The organism is Drancourtella sp. An57, from assembly GCF_002161525.1.
GTDB lineage: Bacteria > Bacillota > Clostridia > Lachnospirales > Lachnospiraceae > Sellimonas > Sellimonas catena.
In genome coordinates, this window is sequence record NZ_NFHY01000013.1 from 75,376 (window position 1) to 98,584 (window position 23,209).

The window sequence follows — 23,209 nt, forward strand, 5'->3', positions numbered from 1 at the left end:
TGGAAGTCTCCTCATCTTAACTTGTCCTTGTCTCCCGGCTTTCCAGCGTTCTCTACCGCTGGAACCAGACATCTGCTCCTGTAACCGTATGAATCCTCTGTCCGTACGGTTATTTTTCTTTTTTGACTCTTGAAACCGTATACTTTCTTTGTCTCATACGGTTACTTTTTCCTTTCTTGGCATTTAATCCGTACACTTTATTTGTTCCGTACGGTTACTTTTCTCTTTTCTGGCATTTGATCCGTACAGATGTCTTATTCTCTACCGCTGCTTTTTACCCTTTTAAAGATGTAACCGTACAGATGTCTTCTTTTGTACGGTTACATCTTCCTATCTTACAAAGCTCATTTGCCAGACAGATCAGGCAGGTCGATACCCCGCCGTATCCCGGCTTATCATCAATAAAAATCAGCCTGCGTCCCATTTTTATACCTCCTTATTCCGCACCTCAAGGATCAGCCCTCTCTTTGCCAGCCGGTCTATATATTCAGAAATCTCTTTCTGATTTTCCTCGTCCAGATTGGCATTCCACTCATCGAAAAGGAACAGCCTCACGGACGGATCTTTCATCCGGTCGAGCACTTCCTCCACATTCGCCCGCAGACGTTGTCCTGTAGAATATTCCCTCTCATTACTATCCTCAAAAAACAATCTCGTATGGTTCGGGAACAGATAGGCCCGATCCCCAAAATACTCTTTGATCCGCATCAGAACTGTTGTTTTCCCGCTTCCGTTTGTTCCGGTAATCAGAATCCGCCCATACCTTTCCTCTTCTGCACAATCCTTCAAAAATTCCAGAAAGTTTTCCACATTCTCGAAGCGAAGTTCCACATCACCTGAGGAAAACCGGAGATTCTCCCAACGGATCGTCCCATGATATTGATTTTCTTTCTCCACAGCTGATGATGCATGATCGATGTTCCGAACCTTTTCCCGGATTCCGACCAGTTCGGTAACATATTCCACTATGACGCTCAGATACTGAATGTTGCTCACCTGCCGTGGAAGCGTTACAATGACAGACGTCATCCGGCCCACGTTTCCTGCACTGTCCGCCAACGTCCACAGCACTACCAGAATCATCGGAAAGATACTTCCAACCATAATCAGAAGAGACAGTATATTATTACTGAAACGGTACTGTGTCTCTGTCTTCTCCGCTTTGTCAACGGTCCGCCCAAACACCTCTTTCCACCGGCTCCAGTTATAGCGGTTTCCAATCAGGAGAGTATCCCAGCCGTCAAACAATCTATTCTGCACAGCACTCTGTGCTTCCTGCGCTCCGGCACTCTTACGGACAATTTTTCCCCTTGCCGTCAGAATTCCCGCTGCAATCACCGCTGCTGCACAAAGATATGCAGCAAAAAACCACGGACTCAAAGACCAGCCAATGACGAGGACATTGAAAATCACATTCAAAACCGTCGCCATCAGATCTCCAAAGAATTCGTATGTTTTCTCAATAGTCTGCCACGTCTGATTCTGGAAATACGATTGTCGCTCTCCTCCAAATGCATGACTTGTTTTTAACGACGGCTGATTATATAAATTACTCTCATAAAGAGAAAGATATCTCTGAAACGTTGCATATTCCGCTTTTACCATATATTTCTGACTGAAAATCCGGGGTACAAATACCAGGACGAGAGAAAGCACAAAGACCCCAAACCAGATCATGCCCTCCCCTTTCAGGATTTCCGAGCTCAGGGCAATCATTGCATAGGTGGATGTCGCGGCAATCAGCTGTTCCAAGATAGTAAAAACCAGGAATAAAATACTGAATTTATTAACAAAATGTCTCATATACATCACCTACTTTTCCTTAGTACTATCAATACACTTACCGCACTCACACCAAAGCCAACAGCCAGAAAAATTAAAAACTGCTCTATTGTCACAATTTCCAGAAGAATTCCAAAAATACCATAAATAACTCCAGAACACAGCGACCGTATCAAGGACATCACGGATAACATCGTTGCCCTGTTTCTCTCTACAATCCATTCCTGTATGATGCTGTCCGCCACAGTAAAAATGATTTCTGGCACAAAGCATAAAATTAACGAAATCACAAAAAACAGTCCCTTATTCTGAACCTGGGACAACCATAAAAATCCCAAACACTCTGTTATCAGAGCCAGAAAGATGATCCTGCTTCTGTTAAAAATTCGATTCAGCGGACTCACTGCCAGATAGGCAAACGAATTCCCTATGTACGATAGGGAGAAAAACAAACCGGTCGCCGACACGCTGATCCCAACTGATTCCAGAATCAGCTGATTCAGATTGTAATAACCGTACGCTATTCCATCAATCATACTGATGCCAATAAAGAAAAGGAGGAACATTCCAAGCGGCCGGTATAAAATATTGTCTTTCAACGTTTTTATCAGTTTTCCTGTGCTTTTTTCTCTTTCTGCAAACGGCATGAGGTCTTTCACTCTGCACATAAATCCTGCTGCCACTATCAGAATCAGCATTGTCAAAAGATACGGAAGATTCCAGGAATACTGCGCAAGCTGAGCTCCGATAAAAATTGCACCGCCCATAACAGCCGACTGCGCCGCAAGAATTCTGGAATTAATCTTCAAATACTGATCTTCCATCTTCCATCTTCCGGCTTGCAAGCATCTGATAAAGTAAGGCCGAATCACTGCCGGAAATAAAAGTATACGCAACTGCTTCCAGACCTGCCAACAATATCAGCCAGACTTTCTCCTGCGCTGCTACCATCAGTCCCGCCTGACATGCCAGCAATATCGTTCCTGTAATAATGGAATTTTTCCTTCCGATCCGGTCTCCAATATATCCCGTCGGCACCTCGCTGACCGCTGTACATATATTGTAGACGACAGAATACATCGAAACTTCCACGATCGAAAGCCCTTTTTGCTGTAGATAAATCAAAAAATACCCCGCGTCAGGATCGCCGCACTGGTAATGGAATAAATATAATAGTATAGTAGATTTCTGTTGGATTTCATTGTTGTATGTTTCCTTACATGTGAATATGTCATCATTATATCAAAGCTGTTCCATACTTTGTAGGGAAACTGTCAAAACGACTTAAATAAGCCAAAAACGGAGAAAGGGTCATAATCACCCTTTCTCCACCCTGCTATTATCCACTCTTTTATTCTGCCATCTGTGTCCGATAATCTTTCCACGCTTTCTCTGCTGCCGCTGCTGCTTCCTGCCGCAGCTGATTTTCATCTGTCTCTTCGCCACCTATAATCTGACTTTGCAAATTTCCCACGGCCGAATATAAATTGTGTTCTACCTGGGTCAAAAAATAAGAGCCGTACATTTTTGTTAATAATTCTTCAAAATCATATACTCCATGTGCTCCAGGTTCTGTTGTTTCGGCAGCCTCCTGCTCCGCCTTCTCTTTCGCCTCCATATAAGCATCCTGCAGCTTTTGATCCGGTACGGTAAACAGCATTTCCAGCACTGTTGTCAACGTTTTCTGTTCCGGTGATTCCTGTTCTGTGACCCATATCTAATAGTCCGATTAACTTTCCAGAACTTGTACCAGTAATTTTAATTAATCACTCATATTCTCTTCTTTATAACTCATTGGTATCACTCCCTAAAATGCTGTGTTTTTATTTCTTTCATATTTATCTGTTATTTTGTTTCAATATATCATTTTTTCTGTACATTTACAATCTATGCATTCTTAATATATCAACAATTTATTATTTGCATCCTAAAACGGAAAATTGTCCTCTCTCTTTGTCTTTTCAGAAAAATTTTATCTTTCACCGGCTTGCCTTGCCCTTCTTTTCATGCTATTCTGAGATCGTCTGAAAAGCTGTCTGCTTTTCTATCATTCACGGCATTCGCCGAACAATCCAATTCATAACAAAAAACATGGCCGGGATCTCTGTCTGTAAAGAATACGTTTTCTGTGGGACATCTCTTTTCTGCTGTTTGAAATTATGTTAGACTACAAGAAACAGAAACAGTTTTCTTCTGACAGGTGCCGGACCGCCACAGGAAGGAGACTATTTATGCAAACAAACGAAGTCGAAATCAAAACCATTCAAACCACTTCGGAAGAAGAATTTATTATGAAGCCTTACATCGACTGGTGCTTCAAAGAGTTGATGCGCAATCCAAAAACAAGAACCGGATTCATCGCTGCATTGTTGCGTCTTCCTCCGGAACAGATCGGCAGGACAACGATCCTGGAAAACGAGCTTTCCAAAAGAACAGAGGAAGAAAAGCAAGGTGTTCTGGATGTCCGTGTCCTTCTGGAAAGCGGTACTCAGCTGGATATCGAAATGCAGGTTCTCTATATAGAATACTGGGATGATCGAAGTCTTTTTTATTTAAGTAAAATGTTTTCCAGCCAGCTCCAAAAGGGCGAATCTTATGACAAACTTCAAAAATGTATACAGGTTGGCGTCCTGAATTTTACCTATTTTAAAAAAGACAATTTCTGTCACAGAAGGGTCCGGTTCTATGATGAAGCAACCGGAGATCTGTACAGCGAAAAGCTGGAGCTTCAGATACTGGAACTTCCCAAAATCCCAAAAGAGTACCACCATCCTGACGGCATTATTGCATGGATGAAATTCTTCCGCGGCGGCAATAAGAAGGAGATGGAAGAAATGGCAAAGGGAAATGCATACCTTGAATCGGCCTACGAAGATCTTATGGAGATGAGTCAGGATGAGAAAAAACGCCTGGCATATGAAGCCCGGGAACGGGCCCTGCGCGATCAGCTCGCCTTGCAGCATCAGACTGAAAAAATATTTCAGCAGATCGCAGAAGTACAAGGAGAATTAGATAAAGCTAAGGACACACTTGCCGAAACCAAGGGACAGCTCTCCAAAACTCAGGGACAGCTCTCCAAAACTCAGGGACAGCTCTCCAAAACTCAGGGACAGCTCTCTGAAACTCAGGGACAGCTCTCTGAAACTCGGGGAAAGCTCTCTGAAACTCGGGGACAGCTCTCTGAAACTCGGGGACAGCTCTCTGAAACTCGGGGACAGCTCTCTGAAACTCAGGAACAACTCTCTGAAACTCAAAAACAGCTCGCAGAGGCTCATGCACAGAATGACGTTGCCCACGATCAGGGACGTAAAGATGCGATTATCGATTTGTATCAAAAAGGTCTCCTTAACCTGGAGCAGGCAGCATCCTCATATGGTATGTCGACAGAAGATTTTCAAAAACTGATCTTTTAATTAGAGCAGTTGGTGGTTAATATCAATTTTTATTTTCTGATAAGAAAAGACAGCCCCGGAGAGTCTGGACTTTTTCAAGTACTATGCTCTCCCTGGGACTGTCTATTCTTTTTTGAAGTCTTTATTTCATCCGCCTGAAAGTTGCTTTTTATTTCATCTTCACCAGATGAAAATAGGACGGATAAATTCCCGGAACAATGTTGGAAATCTGGTTTCCATTCTTCGGAGATGTCGATGTATGCCAAAACCGGTTTTCACTTGATGTTCTTCCCCAGAAAAATCCGATGTGGCAGTCTGCTCCCGGCTGATTCCAGTTTACAGGTTCACAGTAAATGATATCCCCCTGTTCTGCTTTTCCGGATTTCAAAAGAGCAGATACTGAATTGTATGTATAATACTCCACATTGGCTTTTTTGAAATAACGAAACCAGTTTGATGCGTTACATGCTCCGCCCCACAGCCCCATCTTGCCAATTGGCGCAAGATTGCCTCCGCATTTCTGCGTAACATAGGCAACAAACCCGGTACAGTTCATTCCACTGTAGCCATCAGCCCGTCTGTCACCATTCGGGTAAAGAATCTCGTGCATATTCAACGGGTTTTTCATTGGTTGATACGGAGTTCCCAGATAATAAGAATCATTTTGGTGTGCACTCAGTTCTTTTACAATCTTTGTTCCGTCAAATCCAAGTGCTTCGGAAAAAGACTTTGTCTTCTTCACCGGTACTGTCTGCTTTTTCTTGAAAGCATTACTTGTACTTCCCGGTGCTCCCTTTGTTTTTGGAACCAGCATAATTTGAAGTGCTTCCATACGGTAAGCATATCCTTCACTTCCAGAAGCCTGTCCGTTTTTCGCCCATCCAAGCCATCCGAAATTCTGGACATGCGCCCGGTAATAAATATCGTAGCACTTCGCAACCTCTCCGGTCAGGCGAATCTTAACCGCCTCCATTCTCAGGCTTTTGGCCTGCGTTCCTGCCTGCTGTCCATTCTTCTTAAATCCCTGCCAGCCTATATTCTGGACATGTGCCGAGTATTCAATTCCGCCGGAAAGTTTCTGTGAATCCGCTGTATCAAGCCACATGGTCATAGCTTCCAGCCTCAGACTCTTTCCAACTGTTCCCATAATCTGCCCGTTGACGGATGTATTTGTATTTCCAATCTTTTGAACATGCCCGCGATAACTCAAATCCGTATTCGTATATGCTTTGATAAATCCCCTTGTTCCTGCTGCCGGTGATGGATCGCCTTTTTCCACAAGCCGGATCATACAGCTTTCCATCCGTGAACTCAGTGCAGAACTTCCTGCCGGAGCGCCGTTTTTCACCCAGTCCAGCCATCCATAATTTTGGATATGTACACGATAATAAATATCATACTGCTCGGCAAGCTCTCCCGTCAGGCGAATCTCAATCGCTTCCATCCGCTTCGATTGTCCCTGCGTTCCAGACAGTTCTCCATCTTTCTTCCAATCCATCCAGCCGTAATCCTGTACATGTGCCCGGTATTCCACGCTTCCCTGAACAGCATCTTCTCCGCCCTGCAGTTTGATTCGGAGCGCTTCCATCCGTCTGTATTTTCCCTCAGTACCGGCCAGTTCACTCTCTTGCCTCCAGTTCTGCCAGCCCTCATTCTGGACATGTGCCTGATACGTAAGTGCCGGTTTCGCTGATCTTACTTTTTCTTTCGGAAGTTCCTGCATCTCCGTCACTGCCTGTTCCGCAGGCTCTTCACTCTCAGGTGCCTTCTCTGTATACGGATTTTCCGTTATGTTACCTTCCTCACTTGCCGGTTCTTCTTCCAAAACGTCTCCCGGAATGTTGTCCGGATTTTCTTCTACGGTTTCATCCTGGTCTTCTCCCGGGACTTCATCCGGTGTCATTCCTTCTTCCAGCTGTTCATCCTTTTCTGAATCTTCCCCGGTCTCTTCCTCTTTTCCGGATTCTGCCCCTTCCTCCGGCTGACTCATATCCTCTTCATTTTCCACACTTTCGGTATTTTTCAGTCCATTTTCCACAGATTCCTCTGCTGTAATGTAATCTTCCTGTGCATTGACAGAAAGCGGCACACTGGATACCGCCAGTGCCGCCGTCAAAAACAATACTGCTGTTCTTTTCATTCCTTACCCCCACTGAATTTATTATCCTATTCTCTCAAAAACAATCGGAATTCCTCGTTCCGATTCGCAATATATGGTTTCGCCCTGCGACGTCCATACTCTTCCACGATCATACCACTTTCCCTTTGGAAGGTAAAGGCTCCTTCCGGTTTTCCCTTTCTCATAAACCGGCGCAACCAGATATTTTCCACCTAACATGAACTGATCCGTCACGTTTTCCACATGTTCCTCCGGAAATTCATATGCCAGATATCGAATCAACGGTTCACCTGTGACGCTGGTCTTTCTGATTTCTTCCATAATATAAGGCAGAAATTTTTTCCGTACCTCAATACTTTTCAAAATATATGCAAAGTTTTCCCGGCTCAGAATCCGAAATGGTGCCGCAGAGAACTGCATAGCAGGCATCAGACAGGCAATCTCGCAATGCCTGACAAACAGTTCTTCATCCAGTCCGGCTTTCTCCATGTTCTGGAAATTCAGATATTCTCCCCCTCCGATCATATCCGGACACCCATAAGCATGCCCCGTAATTCCCTGAAGCAGCGTGTCCGGAACCAAAGATGCAATTCCATTTTCTCCCCAGGAATGATCCTTGTCGCAGAGCCGCTGTAAAAGCGCATATCCCCCTGCCCGAAAAGATGCCCGGTACTCATTGTACGGATATTGTTCCCCGAACTCCGCCCAAAGTCTGGACTGTTCATCCGGCGTCACCCTTCCGAACGTTACATTATCATCCCGGTAATACATGCTGTCCCCTGCATCAAACTTAAATCCATCCACCCCCATGTCTGTAAGTGCATCGAGCTGACATTTCAGCCATTGTACTGCCTTTGGATTGGAAAAATCCAGAACTGCCGAATATCCATTCCACCATTTTGCAATGTACGGCTCCCCTTCCGGCGTCCGGATGAGAATTCCCTGATCCCTCGCCTCCCGGTATTTCAGCGAATCCGGCGATACATACGGACAGACCCATACCATAACCTGATATCCCATCCCGTGGAGCTTCTCTATCATCTGCTCCGGATGCGGAAACTTTCCGCTGTGAAATCTCCAGTCTCCATAGCATTCCGCCCAGCCATCGTCAATCATCAGAACTCCGGGCGACATCCTGCTTTCCAGAATCCGGCCGGCATATGCGAGAATATCCTCCTCATTCTGATGATAAGTAAGCTCGATCCATGTATTGTAAATAATTCTCCCAAACAGATTTTCCGCCGGCATTCCCCGAAATGGAAAATGCTTCTGCATGGCATGCAGATAGGCCTCCCGAAGGCCGCCTCCTGTCTCTTCCAGCTGATAGGAATCCGGGACCTCTATAACGCCGCTTCTGATCCTGATGTGAAATCCCTCCTCAGACCAGAGGCATCGCCCTTTTGTCGACACCAGAAGAGGCATCTCCTGATTCGGCGTTGGATTACTGGTCAAATCCAGCTCCGTTTCCGTATCCGGACCAATCGGCATCCTCATCCCATATTTCACACAGGTACCATACCAGAATTCATTTCCTTGAAACTTAATCTTCATTTAAACTCCCCCTGTTTTTCTTTTGCGTAATATACCAGATCCATGCCATCTTTGATTTTTTCCGTTTTTCCTGTTTTTTGATATCCCATTTTTTCATATAGATAACAGAGCTTTTTCTCCTGTAAAATAGTATCCAGTTCCCATCTTTTTGCTTTTGTATAAAAAGATTCGACCATCTTGATAGCTTCCTGGGCATATCCGTACCCCTGATATTCTGGCAGAATAAAGATCTGTTTCAAAACACAACGTTTTTCAAAATCACAGATTCTGACTGCTCCAATATGTTTTTCTCCATTGGCTTTTTCTAAAATCAAATCCATAACCTTTTCCTTTCCTGTATATTTTCCGCGTTCCTCATGAGTTAAGTATATATGCAAAGGTTGAAAATGCCAATCCCATACCTTGCTTTTTTCCTGCTCGTGATATTCCTCTTGCCAGACATTTTCCAGAATTCTATAATTAATTTATATCGTGGAATGAGATTTAAAAAGGTAATAAAATATGAACTGTATAAGTAAAGAAAGAAAAAGCTGCATTACAGAATTGAATAAAATGGCATTGCCGTTAATCGCAGGTTCCATCACAAGTATCTTGATGGGAATCATTGATCAGGCTTTTATCGGACATATTTCCTTAGAGGCCTATGCCGGTGTCGGACTTGTCTATTCCTGCATCAACAGTCTCGTAGGTGTTCTCGGTGCATTTTCGATCGTCTTTAATATTTGCGGTTCTAATCTAAAAGGAAGAAATGATTTAAAAGGTATCAGCGAAGAGTTTTCCCTTCTCCTGATTCTGTGCGGAGGCATCGGATTCGGGCTTTTTATTCTGTTTAATATATTCTGCAATCCGATTTTACATAAAGGCTTCGGATTAACTGGTAAAACTCTGCAGGAAGCGTCAGAATATCTTAGGATTTTCAGTTTTTCCATTCCACTGAATTTAGTCATCTTTCTGTATTCAAGCGTATTCAAAATATTTAAAAAAACGAACCATATCTTTGCCACAACCTTGTTTATAAATATACTGGGTGTGTGTTTAGACTATATTTTGATTTATGGAAAACTGGGCCTTCCTGCGTTTGGAGCAAAAGGTGCCGCATTAGGAAGTATACTGTCTCTGATTGTGTATCTAGGCATCTATAGTTATACAGCACGCCATCTTGTTCAGATTGATCTGCGGATTCCTCAGATATTAAAGAAAATAAAAGACAAGATCCGCTTTTCCATTCCATTTTTAGCTCAGGAATTCATGGAAGATATCTTATTTGTAGTGGGATTGAATATGATTGTGGCCCGGATCGGCACAGTAGAATTGTCAGCATACAATCTGATTCTGCAAATCATTTCGATTATACAAATGCCCATGTTTGGCTATTCCACAGCCACGGTTTCTTTAGTAAGTGAGGCTTTCGGAAATGGCAGCCATAAAAAGGCAAAACAGATCAAAAATACAGCAACGATACTGTCTTTAAGCTGTTTCGCCTTAATGTTTCTTGTTCTGATAAACTGTGATTCTTATATTATTACTTTTATCTCAGATGAAGCAGAAGTCGTGTCCCTGGCACAATTCTGTCTTCCTGCCGCTTTACTTGCCCAGATTTTTAACTATGGACTCAATATCGAAAAGTCAGCTCTGCAGTCTATCAATGAGTCCCGATACACACTGTATGTCACATTTACTATCAATATGATCATACTGTGCCTGTGCGGCGTACTGGTAAAAAACTTATTGCTACTGTATGTCCTTTTAGGTATCGGCTATGCCGCCGTATATTTGATTTTGTATCAGCGGTCCCGCAGAAGGCTGAATGCGGATTTGCGGTAAAAAATAAATTTACTTCTAAAAAACAAAATAATATGTCCTTCTCCAACTCCTGTTTTTACCAGAATATTCGGAACCTCGCAGCTACTCTTTCACCTGCATCTCGTATTGTTTCCACACTCTGTCTGCCAAATCTGACACGAATTTTTCCCATCCATTTTCCGGTTCTACTCCCCATTCTACAACCTTCTGGATGTCCGATGTCAGAGTCTTTTCAACATCCGTTATAAAATATGCTCCATCCAATTCCTCAAAACTTTCTTCTACTGCTGAAATTGTTACATCTGAACAGTCGGATAACCAATTCCTGATCTCACTTTTCTCTACCGCGATTCCATCGGTGGTGCTAAAAACCTGCCCTATGTTCTCAATACCATCCTCTTTTTCCTGCATCTTATCATTTAAAAACAGCATTAAAAATTCATATGCTTTTTCTTTATGATCGCTGGACATTCCAACTGCCCCATAAGTCATAACGGATGCCATTTTTCTTCCTTCCAATTCCGGAATGGTCTTAACGTAAACCTCTTCTCCCCCTGTCAACGAACCGATAGGCTGTATTTGATACTGTTCTTCTATGTTATCTACCGTATCTACCAACCATTCCTGTTGAAGTGACAAGAAAGATTCTGCAAATGCTGTCCATTTCTCTTTATCAAACAAAACTTGTTGTGTTTCATAATCTGCTGCCGGCTGATACCATCTTCCAGCTGTCAAATATAAACTCCCATCGATTGCCTTTTTCAATCCAGAGCCATCCTCTTTTTCCGCCTGTTCCAACCATTCCCCCAGAGTCTCCTCTGTCACCTTCTCAATGTCATTAGATCCTGATAGTACATAGTAATAACAGGAGAGCGGAATAATATATTGCTTTCCGTCATATTGTCCTGCATTTAAAATCTTCTTATTATAGGTCGTATCATTCCAATAAGAATCTGTTTTCATATATTCATCTAATGATGCTAATGCTCCGCTTTGCATCGTTTGATATGGATTTGCAAATAACTCCGTTTTCACCTCTGCAGCATCTGGATTCGTATCCAGCAAATATACATCTGCTCCTTTTCCCGCCATAATTTGTGTCTGAAGCTTCTGAATCTCTGCATCCCGTCCATTTTCCTCAGTAGGAAGTACCTTTACATTTATCTCAATGTCTTCTGTTTTCATCATAAAATCAGCTACACTGCTTACTTCTTTCTGAATTGATGGGTCCGTGATCACTGTCAGTACAGTTTCATTTTCTTTTCCATTTTGCTTCTCACATCCGCTCATTCCTGTAAAAAGTATTCCAACACATCCCAAAGCAATGATTCTTCTCGCCATATTTTTCATAATGATGCACTTCCTCTTGTTAATTTCATTGTTTTCGATAGTAAGCTCAAAAATTTTTATTGTCTAGTTCTGAAAGCTTATAGCAAAATGTATCATCCAGCAGATAAGTATATGCCGCCTAAAACATCTGCATAGACTAGAGTTTCTTCTGGTTGTCTTATATAAACCTCATAATCTGCATTTCGATACAGGGTTGCGCCTTCAACTAACAAATCCTTTTTTCTCTGCCATATCATTTTTATCAATCTATTATGTATTTATTTCTTAATTCTCATTTATTTTATATTTTTCTTTATTGTTTTCTGTTATTTCAAATTATACTCTATTAACCTGACAAACTCAATATCACTTGCGTAAACGTCACGATTCTTTGCGCAAATGTTACTTACAGCAAAAAAATCCCGGAGAGCTTCACACTCTCCGGGTCTTTTTCCGATCCATCATCTTACAGAATATAATCGCCGTTACTGTACTGATCGTCGTCGCTAATCTTCACCCTCCATCAAAGGCATATTGATCAATTCCTGTAATTTCTTCTGTAACACACTCTTATCAGGCAACTGTAGCTGGTATTCTGCGACCATCATCGGAGATAATGTTCTGCTCATTGCATACTCAACTACTTCATCATCCTTTGATGCACAAAGGATCATCCCCACACTTGGATTCTCATGTTTCTTTTTTTTCTGCCGATCAAGCGCCTCCAAATAGAAATCCATCTTGGAAATATATTCTGGCTTAAATCTGCCAATCTTTAGTTCAAAAGCCACTAAGCACTGTAAGCCGCGATGAAAGAATAAAAGATCAATTTTGTAATCCTCTCCTCCCACTTGCACCCTGACCTCATCATCTATAAAAGTAAAGTCTCTGCCAACCTCCAAAATGAAGTCCCTCATATTGCTGATAAGACCCTTTCTCAGATCAGCTTCCTTAAAATTTGATGGAAGATCCAGAAACTCTATTACATAAGAATCCAGGAACGGATTTTCCTTCAACTCTTTTATCGGTTCAGGCAACAGCTTTTCCTGAGACAGCATGTATCTCTCATAGTATCCGCTATCAATCTGACGTGAAAGTTCTCTTGCTGAATAATTCTCTTTTACACACAAGGCTAAATAAAAATGGCGTTCTTCCACTGTTTTCGCTTTTGAAATAATAGCCAAATGATTTGACCAGCTTATTTGTGTCAACAGTGTTGTCACAAATTCATCGTCCTTATAGGTTTCATAAAATTTCTTCATCCGATATAAGCCACGTCTGTTGAACCCCTTTATGCCAGGAAAAGCATTCTGTATTTCTTCCGCCACAGTATCGATATAGGCATCGCCAAACGAAGCCTTCTCGGATTCTGTGCTCAGATGTTCTCCAATCTTCCAATACATATTAATCAATTCTTCATTAACCTTTTTCAATGCATTTTGTCTTGACTGGCTGATAATCTGAATAAGGCTGCCTGCGACTGTAATCTCATTACTCATATTTTCCCGCCTTTCAAATTTGTGACAACACTGTTGACATAAATCACGATTCCTTTCTCTCCACATAATTCAGTTCAACGTCAAAGCCAAGATCCTCCATCATAGCAAGAAACGTCTTATTCATGATCTGCTCTTTACTGCGGATAATCTTATTCACATATGACGGTGATGTTCCGATATTCTCTGCAATCTTTGCCTGCGTAGTAGATTTCTCGATACATCTCATCTTTATATCCATTTCGATATTGTTCTTTAACATATTTTTCTCCATTGTTCTTCTCAATTATTTGACTTATAACTCAATTTATTATACCACAAATCCTCATTTCTAACCAGTCCACAAAAAAATCCCGGAGAGCTTCACGCTCTCCGGGTCTTTTTACGATCCATCATCTTACAGAATATAATCGCCGTCACTGTGCTGATCGTCGTCGCTACAATCCCTGCTCCCACGATTGCCGTGGGCTCCACGCTGCCGTACTGGCTGCGGAAGGCAATAACATTGACCGGGATCAGCTGAAGGGACGAGATATTCAGAATGAGGAAGTTGCACATGGCGTTGCTGGCCGATGTACTTCCATGATTCAGTTTTCCAAGCTCCTCCATGGCTTTCAGGCCTGCGGGGGTCGCGGCCCATCCGAGGCCGAGAAAGTTGGCTGGTGTCAAGCTAGGACTAAAATATTTTTACAAATAAGAACAATCTTTTCAACCATTTTATTGTCAAAAGACATTTTTTATCTTTTCTTCATCAACCGTTTTTTGACGTCACATTTCATAATTTCATACATCACAAACCAGATCAATACATACAAACTATAGACGGTTCCCATGATGCCACTGAACTGCATAATTTCTGTTCCAGTAAACAATCTTGTCTTTAATGTCAGGGCGGTAAATAGAATGCCTCCGATTAGTGCTTGAATTGCAGGAAAAAGTATAAAGAAACGGAGTTGAAATACAACTTTCTTCATTCTGTCCTTTTCCTTCATACCCAGTTTTTCCAAAAAATCATTATCCCATTTCCAGTTGTTTTCCTCCTCCTTGACAAACAGAAAATACTGAAAAACTGCCATGATCATCAGAATCAGCAGGATAAATCCATTCGCTGTCCGGGTAAGAAGGATTTCAGACTCTGTATTCTGAATCATTTGCGACTTCTCATAAAATGGTTGGATAGAACGATCCCAAAGTTGATCAAATCGATTCTTTTCTTTCAAATACTCAAGCTGATCTGTAACCTGCTTTGTTTTTCCATCCGGAATATTCATGCAAAGCAGTACTGTCGGACCTTCTGTCAGATTTCCTGCATGAGATACTGTATAAAGCTTCCACTCTTCATCTGTAATAGATTCCCGTACATTCCAATTTTCTCGATTATAGGCAGAAATTTCATTCCATGCCTTTTCAAAATATTCATCAGACAGGACAATCAGGTTTTCCTGCTTCCCCTGCTGAAAAATCCCAATCAGGCTATCCCTCTCTTCACTAACAATATTTCTCTCCGGAAAGATATTCCGATAATCAGCTGTATTATAATATTGAAGCGGCTGTCCAAAACGCAGATGTTTTTCAATCCGTGTAGTATCCCAGTCAATCGTATTGGTCTTGACTGAAAGATCCTGCTGATAGACCACATGCATCTTCTCTCCTGAAAGCTCCAGATTTCTTCTCTCTTTTCCCATGACCTCTCTCATCTGATTATAAGATGTTTCAGAAATTGCAATATGCTGTCCCTGCGGCCATTGAACCGGTCGAATTCCTCCCGCCCACGAAGGAATTTTATCACTTCCATAAATAGAGGTCATTCTTACCATCGGGTACTCGATAATATCTGCCCCTGCTTCCCCTGCAATCTTTTCCAGATCAGGGATATCCGCCTCATACGCCATGCATACAATGTCATATGGATACATACCTTCTACATTTTGCTTCATCATAGAACTGATAAACGCTGGGGAAAATACTGCCAGAAGCAAAAATTGAGCAACAGAGAGATAGAACAGCAGCCATACATTTTTCCAGAACCGGTAATAAAATGTATTCCACCGGAAAATTCCCTGATAATATCCTGCCTTGTGCTCTCGCTTTTGCAGCCAAAGCGCCAGTCCTCCCATCAATAAGCAGAGGATTCCCAGTACCGGAAGACAGTAAACCACTTTCATTTCCGCCCATCCCCGAATGGAAAACCATGCCATTCCAAGCACATAGAGAAATATTCCAATCATGATACGTAAAAACAGATTTCTTTTCGGTCTTCTTTCCTTCGCCTTTTCTTCTGTCAGATTAGTCGAATTTCCAAGTGCAATGAAATTCTCCTGATTAAATCCCAGCGCCAAAAGCATCAGTACAAGGTAAACCAAAAAGCCAAAGAAAATCTGCGGAGCACTTACCACTCCCGGCAGATCTACGTTTCCATGAAAGTTCTTTGTAAATGCCCTTCTCATGAGAACCGCTCCCACAGCTCCGGCAGGAATTCCAATCATTGCCGCAATTAGAATGTTGATAAAAAATTCCACAAGGAAAATAAGATACGCTGTATTTTTCCGGATACCAAGAATAACCATCAACCGGTATTCTTTCTTCTGTTCCTTTATGTACCAGGAAATGACCATGACCATCATCAAAACGCTTAAAATTCCTAAGATCAACGCCAGACTCTGAAAAAGTCCATGAATTCCCTCTCCAAACATGACACTTGCCAACGCAGAATCGGACTCTTCCTTTCCTCCGTAAAGTTTATCTGTCATTTGGTACATGGAAAAAACAATGTAACAGATTGCTGCAAGCAGCATCGCTGCCATAACAAAAATAACCTGATTTTTTCCTCGATAACGAAAATTCTTTCGAATAACCTGATAAAATTCTTTTGGATATTTACCCGGAAAATAATTTGCCTTCTTTCGATGGGCTCTTTCTTTTCGTTCATCCTCCTTAAGCGTCTCATACCGTTCATTGATTTCTTCCTGCTGTTCCAGATATTTCACACTCACAAATTCCACTGCCGAAATTGCCATATAATATAATGGAAAATTGACATAAAGTGTAAGATCCATAGTATTAGTAAGTACTGCAAGAAGCCCTCCATACAAAACCATACTGATCGCAGGAAGATATTCTAACCACTCTTGTTTTTTCCCACGCAAAATAAAAGTTGTTCGAATGACCGATGCGAACACATAAAGAGAAACCAATATGAAAATTATATATTCCGGATGAAACTCTTCTTCATTAAACATCCTGATAATCATTCCCGACCAGTAAAGCGATTCCCCAGGGGCACGAAATTTCATGAAAAACAATGGCGGAATTGTAAGAATCCCACTGGCGATCTGTATATGCTTAATCAGTTTCTCTTTTTTCTGAAACGTCATTTCCCCCCACCTCTGTTCAATTTTTCTATTTCTCCTTGATGCAGTCTATATATCGTGTCCATACCTTCCAATTCTTCTTGATGATGTGTTACAACAATTACAGTCTGATTTGGGAATAGTTCTTTCATTGATACTTTACGTGACTCCATATCATATCCTGTTGTCGCCTCATCCAGAAGCACAATCTTAGCTTTTTTTAATAATGCTCTTGAAACAGCAATTTTCTGCCTTTCTCCTCCCGACAACTTCTGTCCACCGTTTCCAAGGATGGTTTCATATCCTTCCTTCATTTGAGAAACAAAATCATCTGCACCACTTTTCCGGCAACTCCTTACAATCTCTTCTTTGCTATATTTTCTACCTAAGTCTATATTATCCCAAACTGATGCATTATAAAAGAAAGGATTCTGGCTTACTACAGCAATATTATTTCTAATGGTTTCTACTCCAATTTTCTGGATTTCTTGACCTTCTATTTTAATTACTCCTGAATCCGGATGGCATATACCTGTAATCAAATTAAAAATTGTTGTTTTACCCGCTCCGTTTTTTCCAATAATTGCGACTTTTTCGCCTTCATAAATCTGAAATGATATACCATCTATAACTTTTTTTTGTCTATCATATGAAAATTTCACATCTTTAAATTCAATTATTGGTGTTTTTCCTTGTTCATCCATATAGTTATTTACGCTTTTTGTAAAGAGCGCAGGTTCTTCTTCTCTATTTAAAAAAGTATAAAATCTATCCGCAGAAGGTCTTATCTTCGCAAAATAATACTTAACATCAATCAATAATGTAATAGACGAATTGATAGTTCCACAATATGTAACAAATGCTAACAGACTCCCAGCTGTCATTTGTCTTTGTATTACGAAATATCCTCCCACTAGGTAAATTATTCCTATTACAAGTGCGTCTAGAATATTTCCACAGAAAGAATATTTTTGATCCCACATAACATTTTTTTGATAAGAATCAAGCAGAATCTTCCGTACCTTCCTTAGCTCTTTATTTTTAAAGTTATATAACGTCCATAACTTCATTTCCCTCATTCCGTTTACTTGTTCTTCTAACCAAGACATAAATTGATTATTTACAATTAAGTTTTCTCTTAGGATATCTCTTTTTCTTTTTGAAAACAAAGTGACGATTCCATATTTGACCCCAATCATTACAAATAAAAGCACTGTCATATTTTTATTAACAACTGATAAACCCAACGCACCTGCCAGTACTTGAAATACTGCCCCTACAGAAACTGCTGCTATTTCATCAAAAATCGCAGACAGATATTGTATATCTGTCTGTAGCGCATTGATAATCTCCATTCCATTTTTGTCTTTATAGAAACTCATAGGGCACCGATATAATTTTTGAAACATTTTTTCATTTAATAAAGCAAACATCTTGTTATGTATTTTCATAAATCCATATGACCGCAGTACCCCACTTCCGGCACCTATGACTTTAGCTAATAAAAATAAAATAACAGAATACAATAGTACTGTAAAATTACCTTTAATAATTCCATCATCTGTAATTTTTGTTACTAAAAACGGTTGAATATAGGTTATGATGCTTTCTATAATTATGCATGCCAAAAGTAACAAGAGGTACTTCTTGCACATAAAAATAATTCTTTTTAAATCAATTTTTAATGTATTCATAAATACTATGCCTTTACTCCTTGTGTAGAAGAGGAGATTACAAATTTGTAATCCCCTCTTCTTTTTATCCTCCGTGAAATTCTTTCATTCAAATTATTTTGTCTCACAATTATCAACTCCTCATTTTAAATTCTGATTTTATTCTATCAAATTTTATTCTTAAAATCTTACCTTTAGGCTCTAAGGTATAATCTTTTACTTTTTTGGCAAAATCACACTAAATCGTGCAAAAAAATAATATTATGCAGAATTTTCTATGTATTTTATTGGTTATCTCTTTTCATTTATCTATAATTCCTGATCAGTTCTGTAGTTTATTCTTTCAAATTCTCTTAAAACTTGTTAGAATAAGTCAAAGGATGTGATATTATGGATGTACAATATAAATCTATTGGAAAAAGAATCAAGCTGAGAAGGAAAGAACTAAATATCAAGCAAAATGAACTTGCAGAAAAACTGAATATTTCCAATAATCATTTGTCTTCTGTCGAGAACGGAAGAGAAAAGCCAAGTCTGGAACTTCTCTTAAATATATGCGAATTATTAAATGTAACCCCTGATTATCTATTGTTAGGAAATATGCATACGAATGATATTTCTCAAGACATTCTTACCGGCTTAAGACTCTGTGCCGAGGAAGACGTCCTCTTAATTCGTAATATGATAGAACTTTTAATTAAGAGAAACCATAAAGACTGGAACAATCGAAATCTTTTATAAACTCAAAGAAAGCGTAGACAAAATAACATTTCATTATGTCTGCGCTTTTTAATTGCTATTTTAAAAAAACTAATGTAAAATAAATCCAGATACCACAGAAAGGTTGAGGATATTATGAATATTTTTATATGTGACGATGACGAAAATATCATTAACCAGCTTTCTACTTATATTCAGGAATATTTCAAAAAAAACAAATTAAAGTGTCCTGCCCTTATTCCCTGCTGCTCAGGTGAAACTCTTCTTTCAAGTCAGCAGCATCCTGACATTGTGTTTCTCGATATTGAAATGCCGGGGATGAGTGGAATTACCACCGCTGCCAAATTAAAAGAATTAAATCCGCGTGTTATTATTTTTATCGTTACTTCTTTTATGGAATATCTTGATAGTGCAATGGAAATTCATGTGTTTCGATACTTAAATAAGCCCATAGACAAGTTACGTCTTTTTCGCAACTTAAAAGATGCGCTTCGCATTTATAATGCTCAATCTCTCCAGATAGCAATTGAAACAAAATCGGAAGTTTATACTGTTTATACCAATGATATTATTTTTATTGAAGCTCGTGACCGCAAGATAACTGTTTATACAACTAATGGCTCTTATAGTTCTATTCATTCTATGAATTATTGGGTGAATAAATTAAATGGATTATCTTTTTTCCAAACACATAAAAGTTTTCTCATCAATCTTAAATATGTATGTCACTTTACTCACGACACAGTTTATTTATACGATAACCGCTTTCAAGCTTACTTAACCCGAAGAAAATATACATTATTTAAAAACACTTATTTATTATATCTAGATAGCACTAAATAAAGGATTTAAACTACTATGTTGATTTCTCTATTCTATTTTCTCATTTACTGTATAGAAGCCTGCATTTTGAAGCAATATTGTAACTCATTATTTGTGCCAAGGCGCTCGGCGGCAAAGCAATGGAGTGTTCTTTTCTTACTTTATATGATTTTATTCCTACTCTCCTTTGCAAAAAATGTTCTTCTTAATGTTTTTGCCTTTTGCTTAATGAACTGGATTTATATTTTATTTTCTTATAATCTACGATGGTACTATGCCCTTTTTCATGCAGTTATGGTAACTACCATTATGGGATTAAGTGAATTCATAGTCTCAAATGCCTTCCATCAGCTTGCACTGCACCTATATACTTCCAATAACAGCCTGCAAAATGTCATACTTTTAGGTGTTGTAAGCAAACAACTATATTTCTTTATATTATATGGCCTGTCCCATATATATAAATCAAAGTCTTCTAATATCCCACCTAATATTTCTATCGCATTTATTTTGATTTCTTTTTTATGCTTTGGAGTTACTTCTACACTATTGGTTATCGGATATTATGTTGAATTACCTTCTCATTTTGGATACTTAATGGCTTTTAGCAGCCTTTTGCTTTTGATAGTCAATATCTTCATCTACTTCCTCTTCTCCTACACCCAGCGGAAAAACGAGGAGTTTACACAAATGCATCTACAAATGCAAAAGGAATCCGATCTGGTCCATTTTTATCAGATGCTGGCCGAACAAACAGATGCCCAGAAACTTGTGATTCACGATATCAAGAAACACCTTTATGCGATTTCTTTATTGAATAATGAACATGAAAATCAAAAAATCAGCGACTACATAGAAAGACTTACTCATTCTTCTCAACTCAAGGTTTCTATGCGTGTTTGCGAGAATGACTTCCTGAACGCAATTTTCAACCGTTATCTGCAAAGATGTGAGCATCTCCATATTACATTGGATATCGATATCCGAAAGCAGGCCTTGTCGTTTATGGATGAATACGACATGATTTCCCTTTTCTGTAACCTGCTTGATAATGCAGTAGAAGCTGCCACCGGTTGCCCGGATTCTTTTATCGAAGTATATGCTGGTTTTTCAAAGTCTCATAATCTGCTTCTGCTTTCCGTGAAAAATTCGTGTATTCAGAAACCGGCCATAGATACAAAAGGCCGTTTAAAAACGCAAAAATCTCCAAATGGCATTCACGGTACTGGACTGAAAAGTGTTCTCCGTGTAGTGAAAAAATATGAAGGAAACTACGAATTTTCCTACGATGAGCAGAGTCATGTTTTCTCTACTGTTATTACACTAACGAATTCAAAGGAAGAAAATTAAAAATCCCGGAGAGCCTCACGCTCTCCGGGTCTTTTTCCGATCCATCACTTTACAAAACACAATTCCTGCTGCCGTGCTGATCGTCGTCGCCACAATTCCCGCCCCAACGATCGCCGTGGGCTCCACGCTTCCGTACTGGCTGCGGAAGGCGATCACGTTGACCGGGATCAGCTGAAGGGACGAGATATTCAGGATGAGGAAGTTACACATGGCGTTGCTGGCCGATGTACTTCCGTGATTCAGTTTTCCAAGCTCCTCCATGGCTTTTAGACCTGCGGGTGTCGCGGCCCATCCGAGGCCGAGAAAGTTGGCGATGATATTCGTCGTAATGTATTCTCCTGCCTTGTGTCCTCCCGGTACTTCCGGAAACAGGAACCGGACAAAGGGTTTCAGAATCTTTGCGCCTTTTTCGATCATGCCGGCCTTTGTGGCAATCTCCATCAGCCCCATCCAGAAGGCCATCACGCCCATCATGGTAATGCAAAGTGTCACAGCTTCCCCGGCAGAGTCAAGCGCCGCATCTGTAATGTCCGGTATTTTCCCTGTAAACGCAGCGAAGATGATTCCGATCAGAATCATCCCCGCCCATAAATAATTCAGCATCGATTCCCACACTTCTTTTTTCACAGTATATGTGGGAATCCGGCAGATTATTTTCCGCTCTGCTGAATATCTTTCATTTTAATATTGTTTTTCTTCAGTTTCAGGTAAACAACCTCCCTGAACAGGGCATAAAGGACAGAAACAATCGGAATAAAAATCAACATTCCGACAATTCCCATCAGGCTTCCGCCGATACTGACTGCTGCCAGTACCCAGATCGAAGGCAGGCCCACGGAATTTCCTACTACATGAGGATAGATCAGGTTTCCTTCAATCTGCTGCAATACAAGGAAGAGAACAATAAACCAGAATGCCTGAATCGGGTCGATCATAAAGATCAGAAATGCTCCGATTGCGCATCCGATAAATGCTCCGAAAATCGGAATCAGTGCCGTAAAGGCAATCAGGATACCGATCAGCCATGCGTACGGCATCTTGAAAATACTCATTGCAATGACAAACATGGTTCCAAGAATCACTGCTTCCACACACTGTCCAGTCAGGAAGTTGGAAAAAGTGCGGTATGTCAGCGAGCAGACCTCAATGACCGCTTCTGCCTTTCCTTTCTCCACGAATGCAAACAGCACTTTCTTAGCCTGAACAGAAAGCTTCTCCTTCTGTAGAAGGATATAGCATGCAAATACAAACGCGATAAAAAACGTAGTAAATCCACTTACAATACTCATTGCCGCCGTCACACCGGATTCCACGATGTTTCCCGCGCCGTTTGATACCCAGTCTACAGCAACCTCGATCACCTTCTGCCAGTTAAACTCCAGCTGATTGAAATAGGCCATCACTTCTTTATTGTTGTGGAACCAGTTATCCGCCCATTCCTGCACTTTCGGAATGAACGCCTGGATGCTGGCGCCAAGTTTTGCGATCGTTCCGGTCAGCTGCGGGAGGACTCCGAAGAGAACGCCTCCCACAATGCCAATCACAAAGATAATCGTAAGAATCAGGCTGACAGGTCTTGCAAGCTTCCGCACGGCTTTATATTTCTCTTTCCACTTTTCCTGAATCAGCCGATTCTCAATAAAATGCATCGGTACATTAAACACAAATGCAATCGCACCACCGAGAATGAAAGGAAACAGCACACTGATCACAAATTTTACTGCCTGAATCACCATCTCATATTTCCAGAAGCACAGAATAATAAGTGCTGTAAAAACGATCAGGTGTCTTATTTTTTTCATATTCTCGTTGTTTAATTCCA

21 protein-coding genes and 1 pseudogene are annotated in these 23,209 nt (G+C 40.5%); 5 read left to right on the plus strand and 17 right to left on the minus strand.

Annotation, left to right across the window (positions count from 1 at the left end; translation table 11 throughout):
• Window positions 1-274 precede the first annotated feature (274 nt).
• The 5 genes from B5G11_RS16365 to B5G11_RS11655 all read right to left on the minus strand — a co-directional run bounded on the left by B5G11_RS16365 (window position 275) and on the right by B5G11_RS11655 (window position 3,460).
• Complete coding sequence (locus B5G11_RS16365; RefSeq protein ID WP_158099270.1) at window positions 275-424, minus strand: hypothetical protein; 150 nt, start codon at window positions 422-424, stop codon at window positions 275-277.
• 2 nt (window positions 425-426) lie between these two features.
• Window positions 427-1,803, minus strand: coding sequence for a hypothetical protein (locus B5G11_RS11640; protein WP_144289693.1), 1,377 nt, complete (start codon window positions 1,801-1,803; stop codon window positions 427-429).
• Window positions 1,804-1,808: 5 nt separating this feature from the next.
• Window positions 1,809-2,606 (minus strand): MFS transporter, encoded by a 798-nt coding sequence (locus tag B5G11_RS11645; RefSeq protein WP_087253898.1) that lies wholly within the window; start codon window positions 2,604-2,606, stop codon window positions 1,809-1,811.
• Complete coding sequence (locus B5G11_RS11650; RefSeq protein WP_158099271.1) at window positions 2,581-2,907, minus strand: MFS transporter; 327 nt, start codon at window positions 2,905-2,907, stop codon at window positions 2,581-2,583. The genes B5G11_RS11645 and B5G11_RS11650 overlap by 26 nt, the downstream gene beginning before the upstream one ends.
• Window positions 2,908-3,133: 226 nt before the next feature.
• Window positions 3,134-3,460 carry a hypothetical protein gene (locus B5G11_RS11655; RefSeq protein WP_087253904.1) on the minus strand — a complete coding sequence of 109 codons (327 nt, stop codon included), beginning with the start codon at window positions 3,458-3,460 and terminating at the stop codon, window positions 3,134-3,136.
• Window positions 3,461-4,013: 553 nt separating this feature from the next.
• Between B5G11_RS11655 and B5G11_RS11660 the strand changes: the two genes are divergently transcribed.
• Window positions 4,014-5,195, plus strand: a complete 1,182-nt coding sequence (locus B5G11_RS11660; protein ID WP_158099272.1) for an Rpn family recombination-promoting nuclease/putative transposase — start codon at window positions 4,014-4,016, stop codon at window positions 5,193-5,195.
• Between the two features lie 148 nt (window positions 5,196-5,343).
• Here the strand turns inward: B5G11_RS11660 and B5G11_RS11665 are convergent, their stop codons facing one another.
• Genes B5G11_RS11665 through B5G11_RS11675 form a run of 3 tightly spaced genes read right to left on the minus strand, consistent with a single transcriptional unit; the run spans window position 5,344 to window position 9,308 of the window.
• Window positions 5,344-7,314, minus strand: coding sequence for a hypothetical protein (locus B5G11_RS11665; protein WP_087253910.1), 1,971 nt, complete (start codon window positions 7,312-7,314; stop codon window positions 5,344-5,346).
• Window positions 7,315-7,335: 21 nt separating this feature from the next.
• Window positions 7,336-8,844, minus strand: coding sequence for a glycoside hydrolase family 31 protein (locus tag B5G11_RS11670; protein WP_087253914.1), 1,509 nt, complete (start codon window positions 8,842-8,844; stop codon window positions 7,336-7,338).
• Window positions 8,841-9,308: a GNAT family N-acetyltransferase gene (locus B5G11_RS11675; protein WP_087253917.1), complete on the minus strand. Its 468-nt coding sequence runs from the start codon at window positions 9,306-9,308 to the stop codon at window positions 8,841-8,843. The genes B5G11_RS11670 and B5G11_RS11675 overlap by 4 nt, the downstream gene beginning before the upstream one ends.
• Window positions 9,309-9,396: 88 nt before the next feature.
• Between B5G11_RS11675 and B5G11_RS11680 the strand changes: the two genes are divergently transcribed.
• Window positions 9,397-10,668 (plus strand): MATE family efflux transporter, encoded by a 1,272-nt coding sequence (locus tag B5G11_RS11680; RefSeq protein ID WP_158099273.1) that lies wholly within the window; start codon window positions 9,397-9,399, stop codon window positions 10,666-10,668.
• An 81-nt stretch (window positions 10,669-10,749) separates the two neighbouring features.
• Here the strand turns inward: B5G11_RS11680 and B5G11_RS11685 are convergent, their stop codons facing one another.
• From B5G11_RS11685 to B5G11_RS11710, 7 genes and pseudogenes are all read right to left on the minus strand, one after another.
• Entirely contained in the window at window positions 10,750-11,712 is a 963-nt protein-coding gene (locus B5G11_RS11685) for a hypothetical protein (RefSeq protein WP_144289695.1), read from the minus strand.
• Between the two features lie 377 nt (window positions 11,713-12,089).
• Window positions 12,090-12,233, minus strand: a complete 144-nt coding sequence (locus B5G11_RS16370) for a hypothetical protein (protein WP_158099274.1) — start codon at window positions 12,231-12,233, stop codon at window positions 12,090-12,092.
• Between the two features lie 249 nt (window positions 12,234-12,482).
• On the minus strand, window positions 12,483-13,475 hold the full coding sequence (locus tag B5G11_RS11690) for a PDDEXK nuclease domain-containing protein (protein ID WP_087169576.1): 993 nt from the start codon (window positions 13,473-13,475) through the stop codon (window positions 12,483-12,485).
• Window positions 13,476-13,518: 43 nt separating this feature from the next.
• On the minus strand, window positions 13,519-13,734 hold the full coding sequence (locus tag B5G11_RS11695; protein ID WP_087169588.1) for a helix-turn-helix transcriptional regulator: 216 nt from the start codon (window positions 13,732-13,734) through the stop codon (window positions 13,519-13,521).
• Between the two features lie 101 nt (window positions 13,735-13,835).
• Window positions 13,836-14,132: pseudogene (locus tag B5G11_RS11700) on the minus strand (nucleoside recognition protein); the annotation flags it as partial.
• 77 nt (window positions 14,133-14,209) lie between these two features.
• Window positions 14,210-16,570 carry an ABC transporter permease gene (locus tag B5G11_RS11705; protein ID WP_158099275.1) on the minus strand — a complete coding sequence of 787 codons (2,361 nt, stop codon included), beginning with the start codon at window positions 16,568-16,570 and terminating at the stop codon, window positions 14,210-14,212.
• A gap of 272 nt (window positions 16,571-16,842) precedes the next feature.
• The gene (locus B5G11_RS11710; protein ID WP_087253925.1) at window positions 16,843-18,516 is read right to left on the minus strand and encodes an ABC transporter ATP-binding protein; all 1,674 of its coding nucleotides are present in this window, start codon (window positions 18,514-18,516) and stop codon (window positions 16,843-16,845) included.
• A gap of 369 nt (window positions 18,517-18,885) precedes the next feature.
• Here B5G11_RS11710 and B5G11_RS11715 point away from each other — a divergent pair, with 369 nt between their 5' ends.
• The 3 genes from B5G11_RS11715 (at window position 18,886) to B5G11_RS11725 (ending at window position 21,387) form a co-directional block, all read left to right on the plus strand.
• Complete coding sequence (locus tag B5G11_RS11715; protein WP_182466596.1) at window positions 18,886-19,236, plus strand: helix-turn-helix transcriptional regulator; 351 nt, start codon at window positions 18,886-18,888, stop codon at window positions 19,234-19,236.
• Window positions 19,237-19,350: 114 nt separating this feature from the next.
• Entirely contained in the window at window positions 19,351-20,058 is a 708-nt protein-coding gene (locus B5G11_RS11720) for a LytTR family DNA-binding domain-containing protein (protein WP_087169574.1), read from the plus strand.
• A 288-nt stretch (window positions 20,059-20,346) separates the two neighbouring features.
• Window positions 20,347-21,387, plus strand: a complete 1,041-nt coding sequence (locus B5G11_RS11725; protein WP_158099276.1) for a sensor histidine kinase — start codon at window positions 20,347-20,349, stop codon at window positions 21,385-21,387.
• Between the two features lie 15 nt (window positions 21,388-21,402).
• Here the strand turns inward: B5G11_RS11725 and B5G11_RS11730 are convergent, their stop codons facing one another.
• A complete protein-coding gene (locus B5G11_RS11730) occupies window positions 21,403-21,990 on the minus strand; it encodes a nucleoside recognition domain-containing protein (RefSeq protein WP_087169572.1) in 588 nt (195 codons plus the stop codon).
• Between the two features lie 47 nt (window positions 21,991-22,037).
• Window positions 22,038-23,189 (minus strand): AI-2E family transporter, encoded by a 1,152-nt coding sequence (locus B5G11_RS11735; protein WP_343215508.1) that lies wholly within the window; start codon window positions 23,187-23,189, stop codon window positions 22,038-22,040.
• Between the last annotated feature and the right edge of the window lie 20 nt (window positions 23,190-23,209).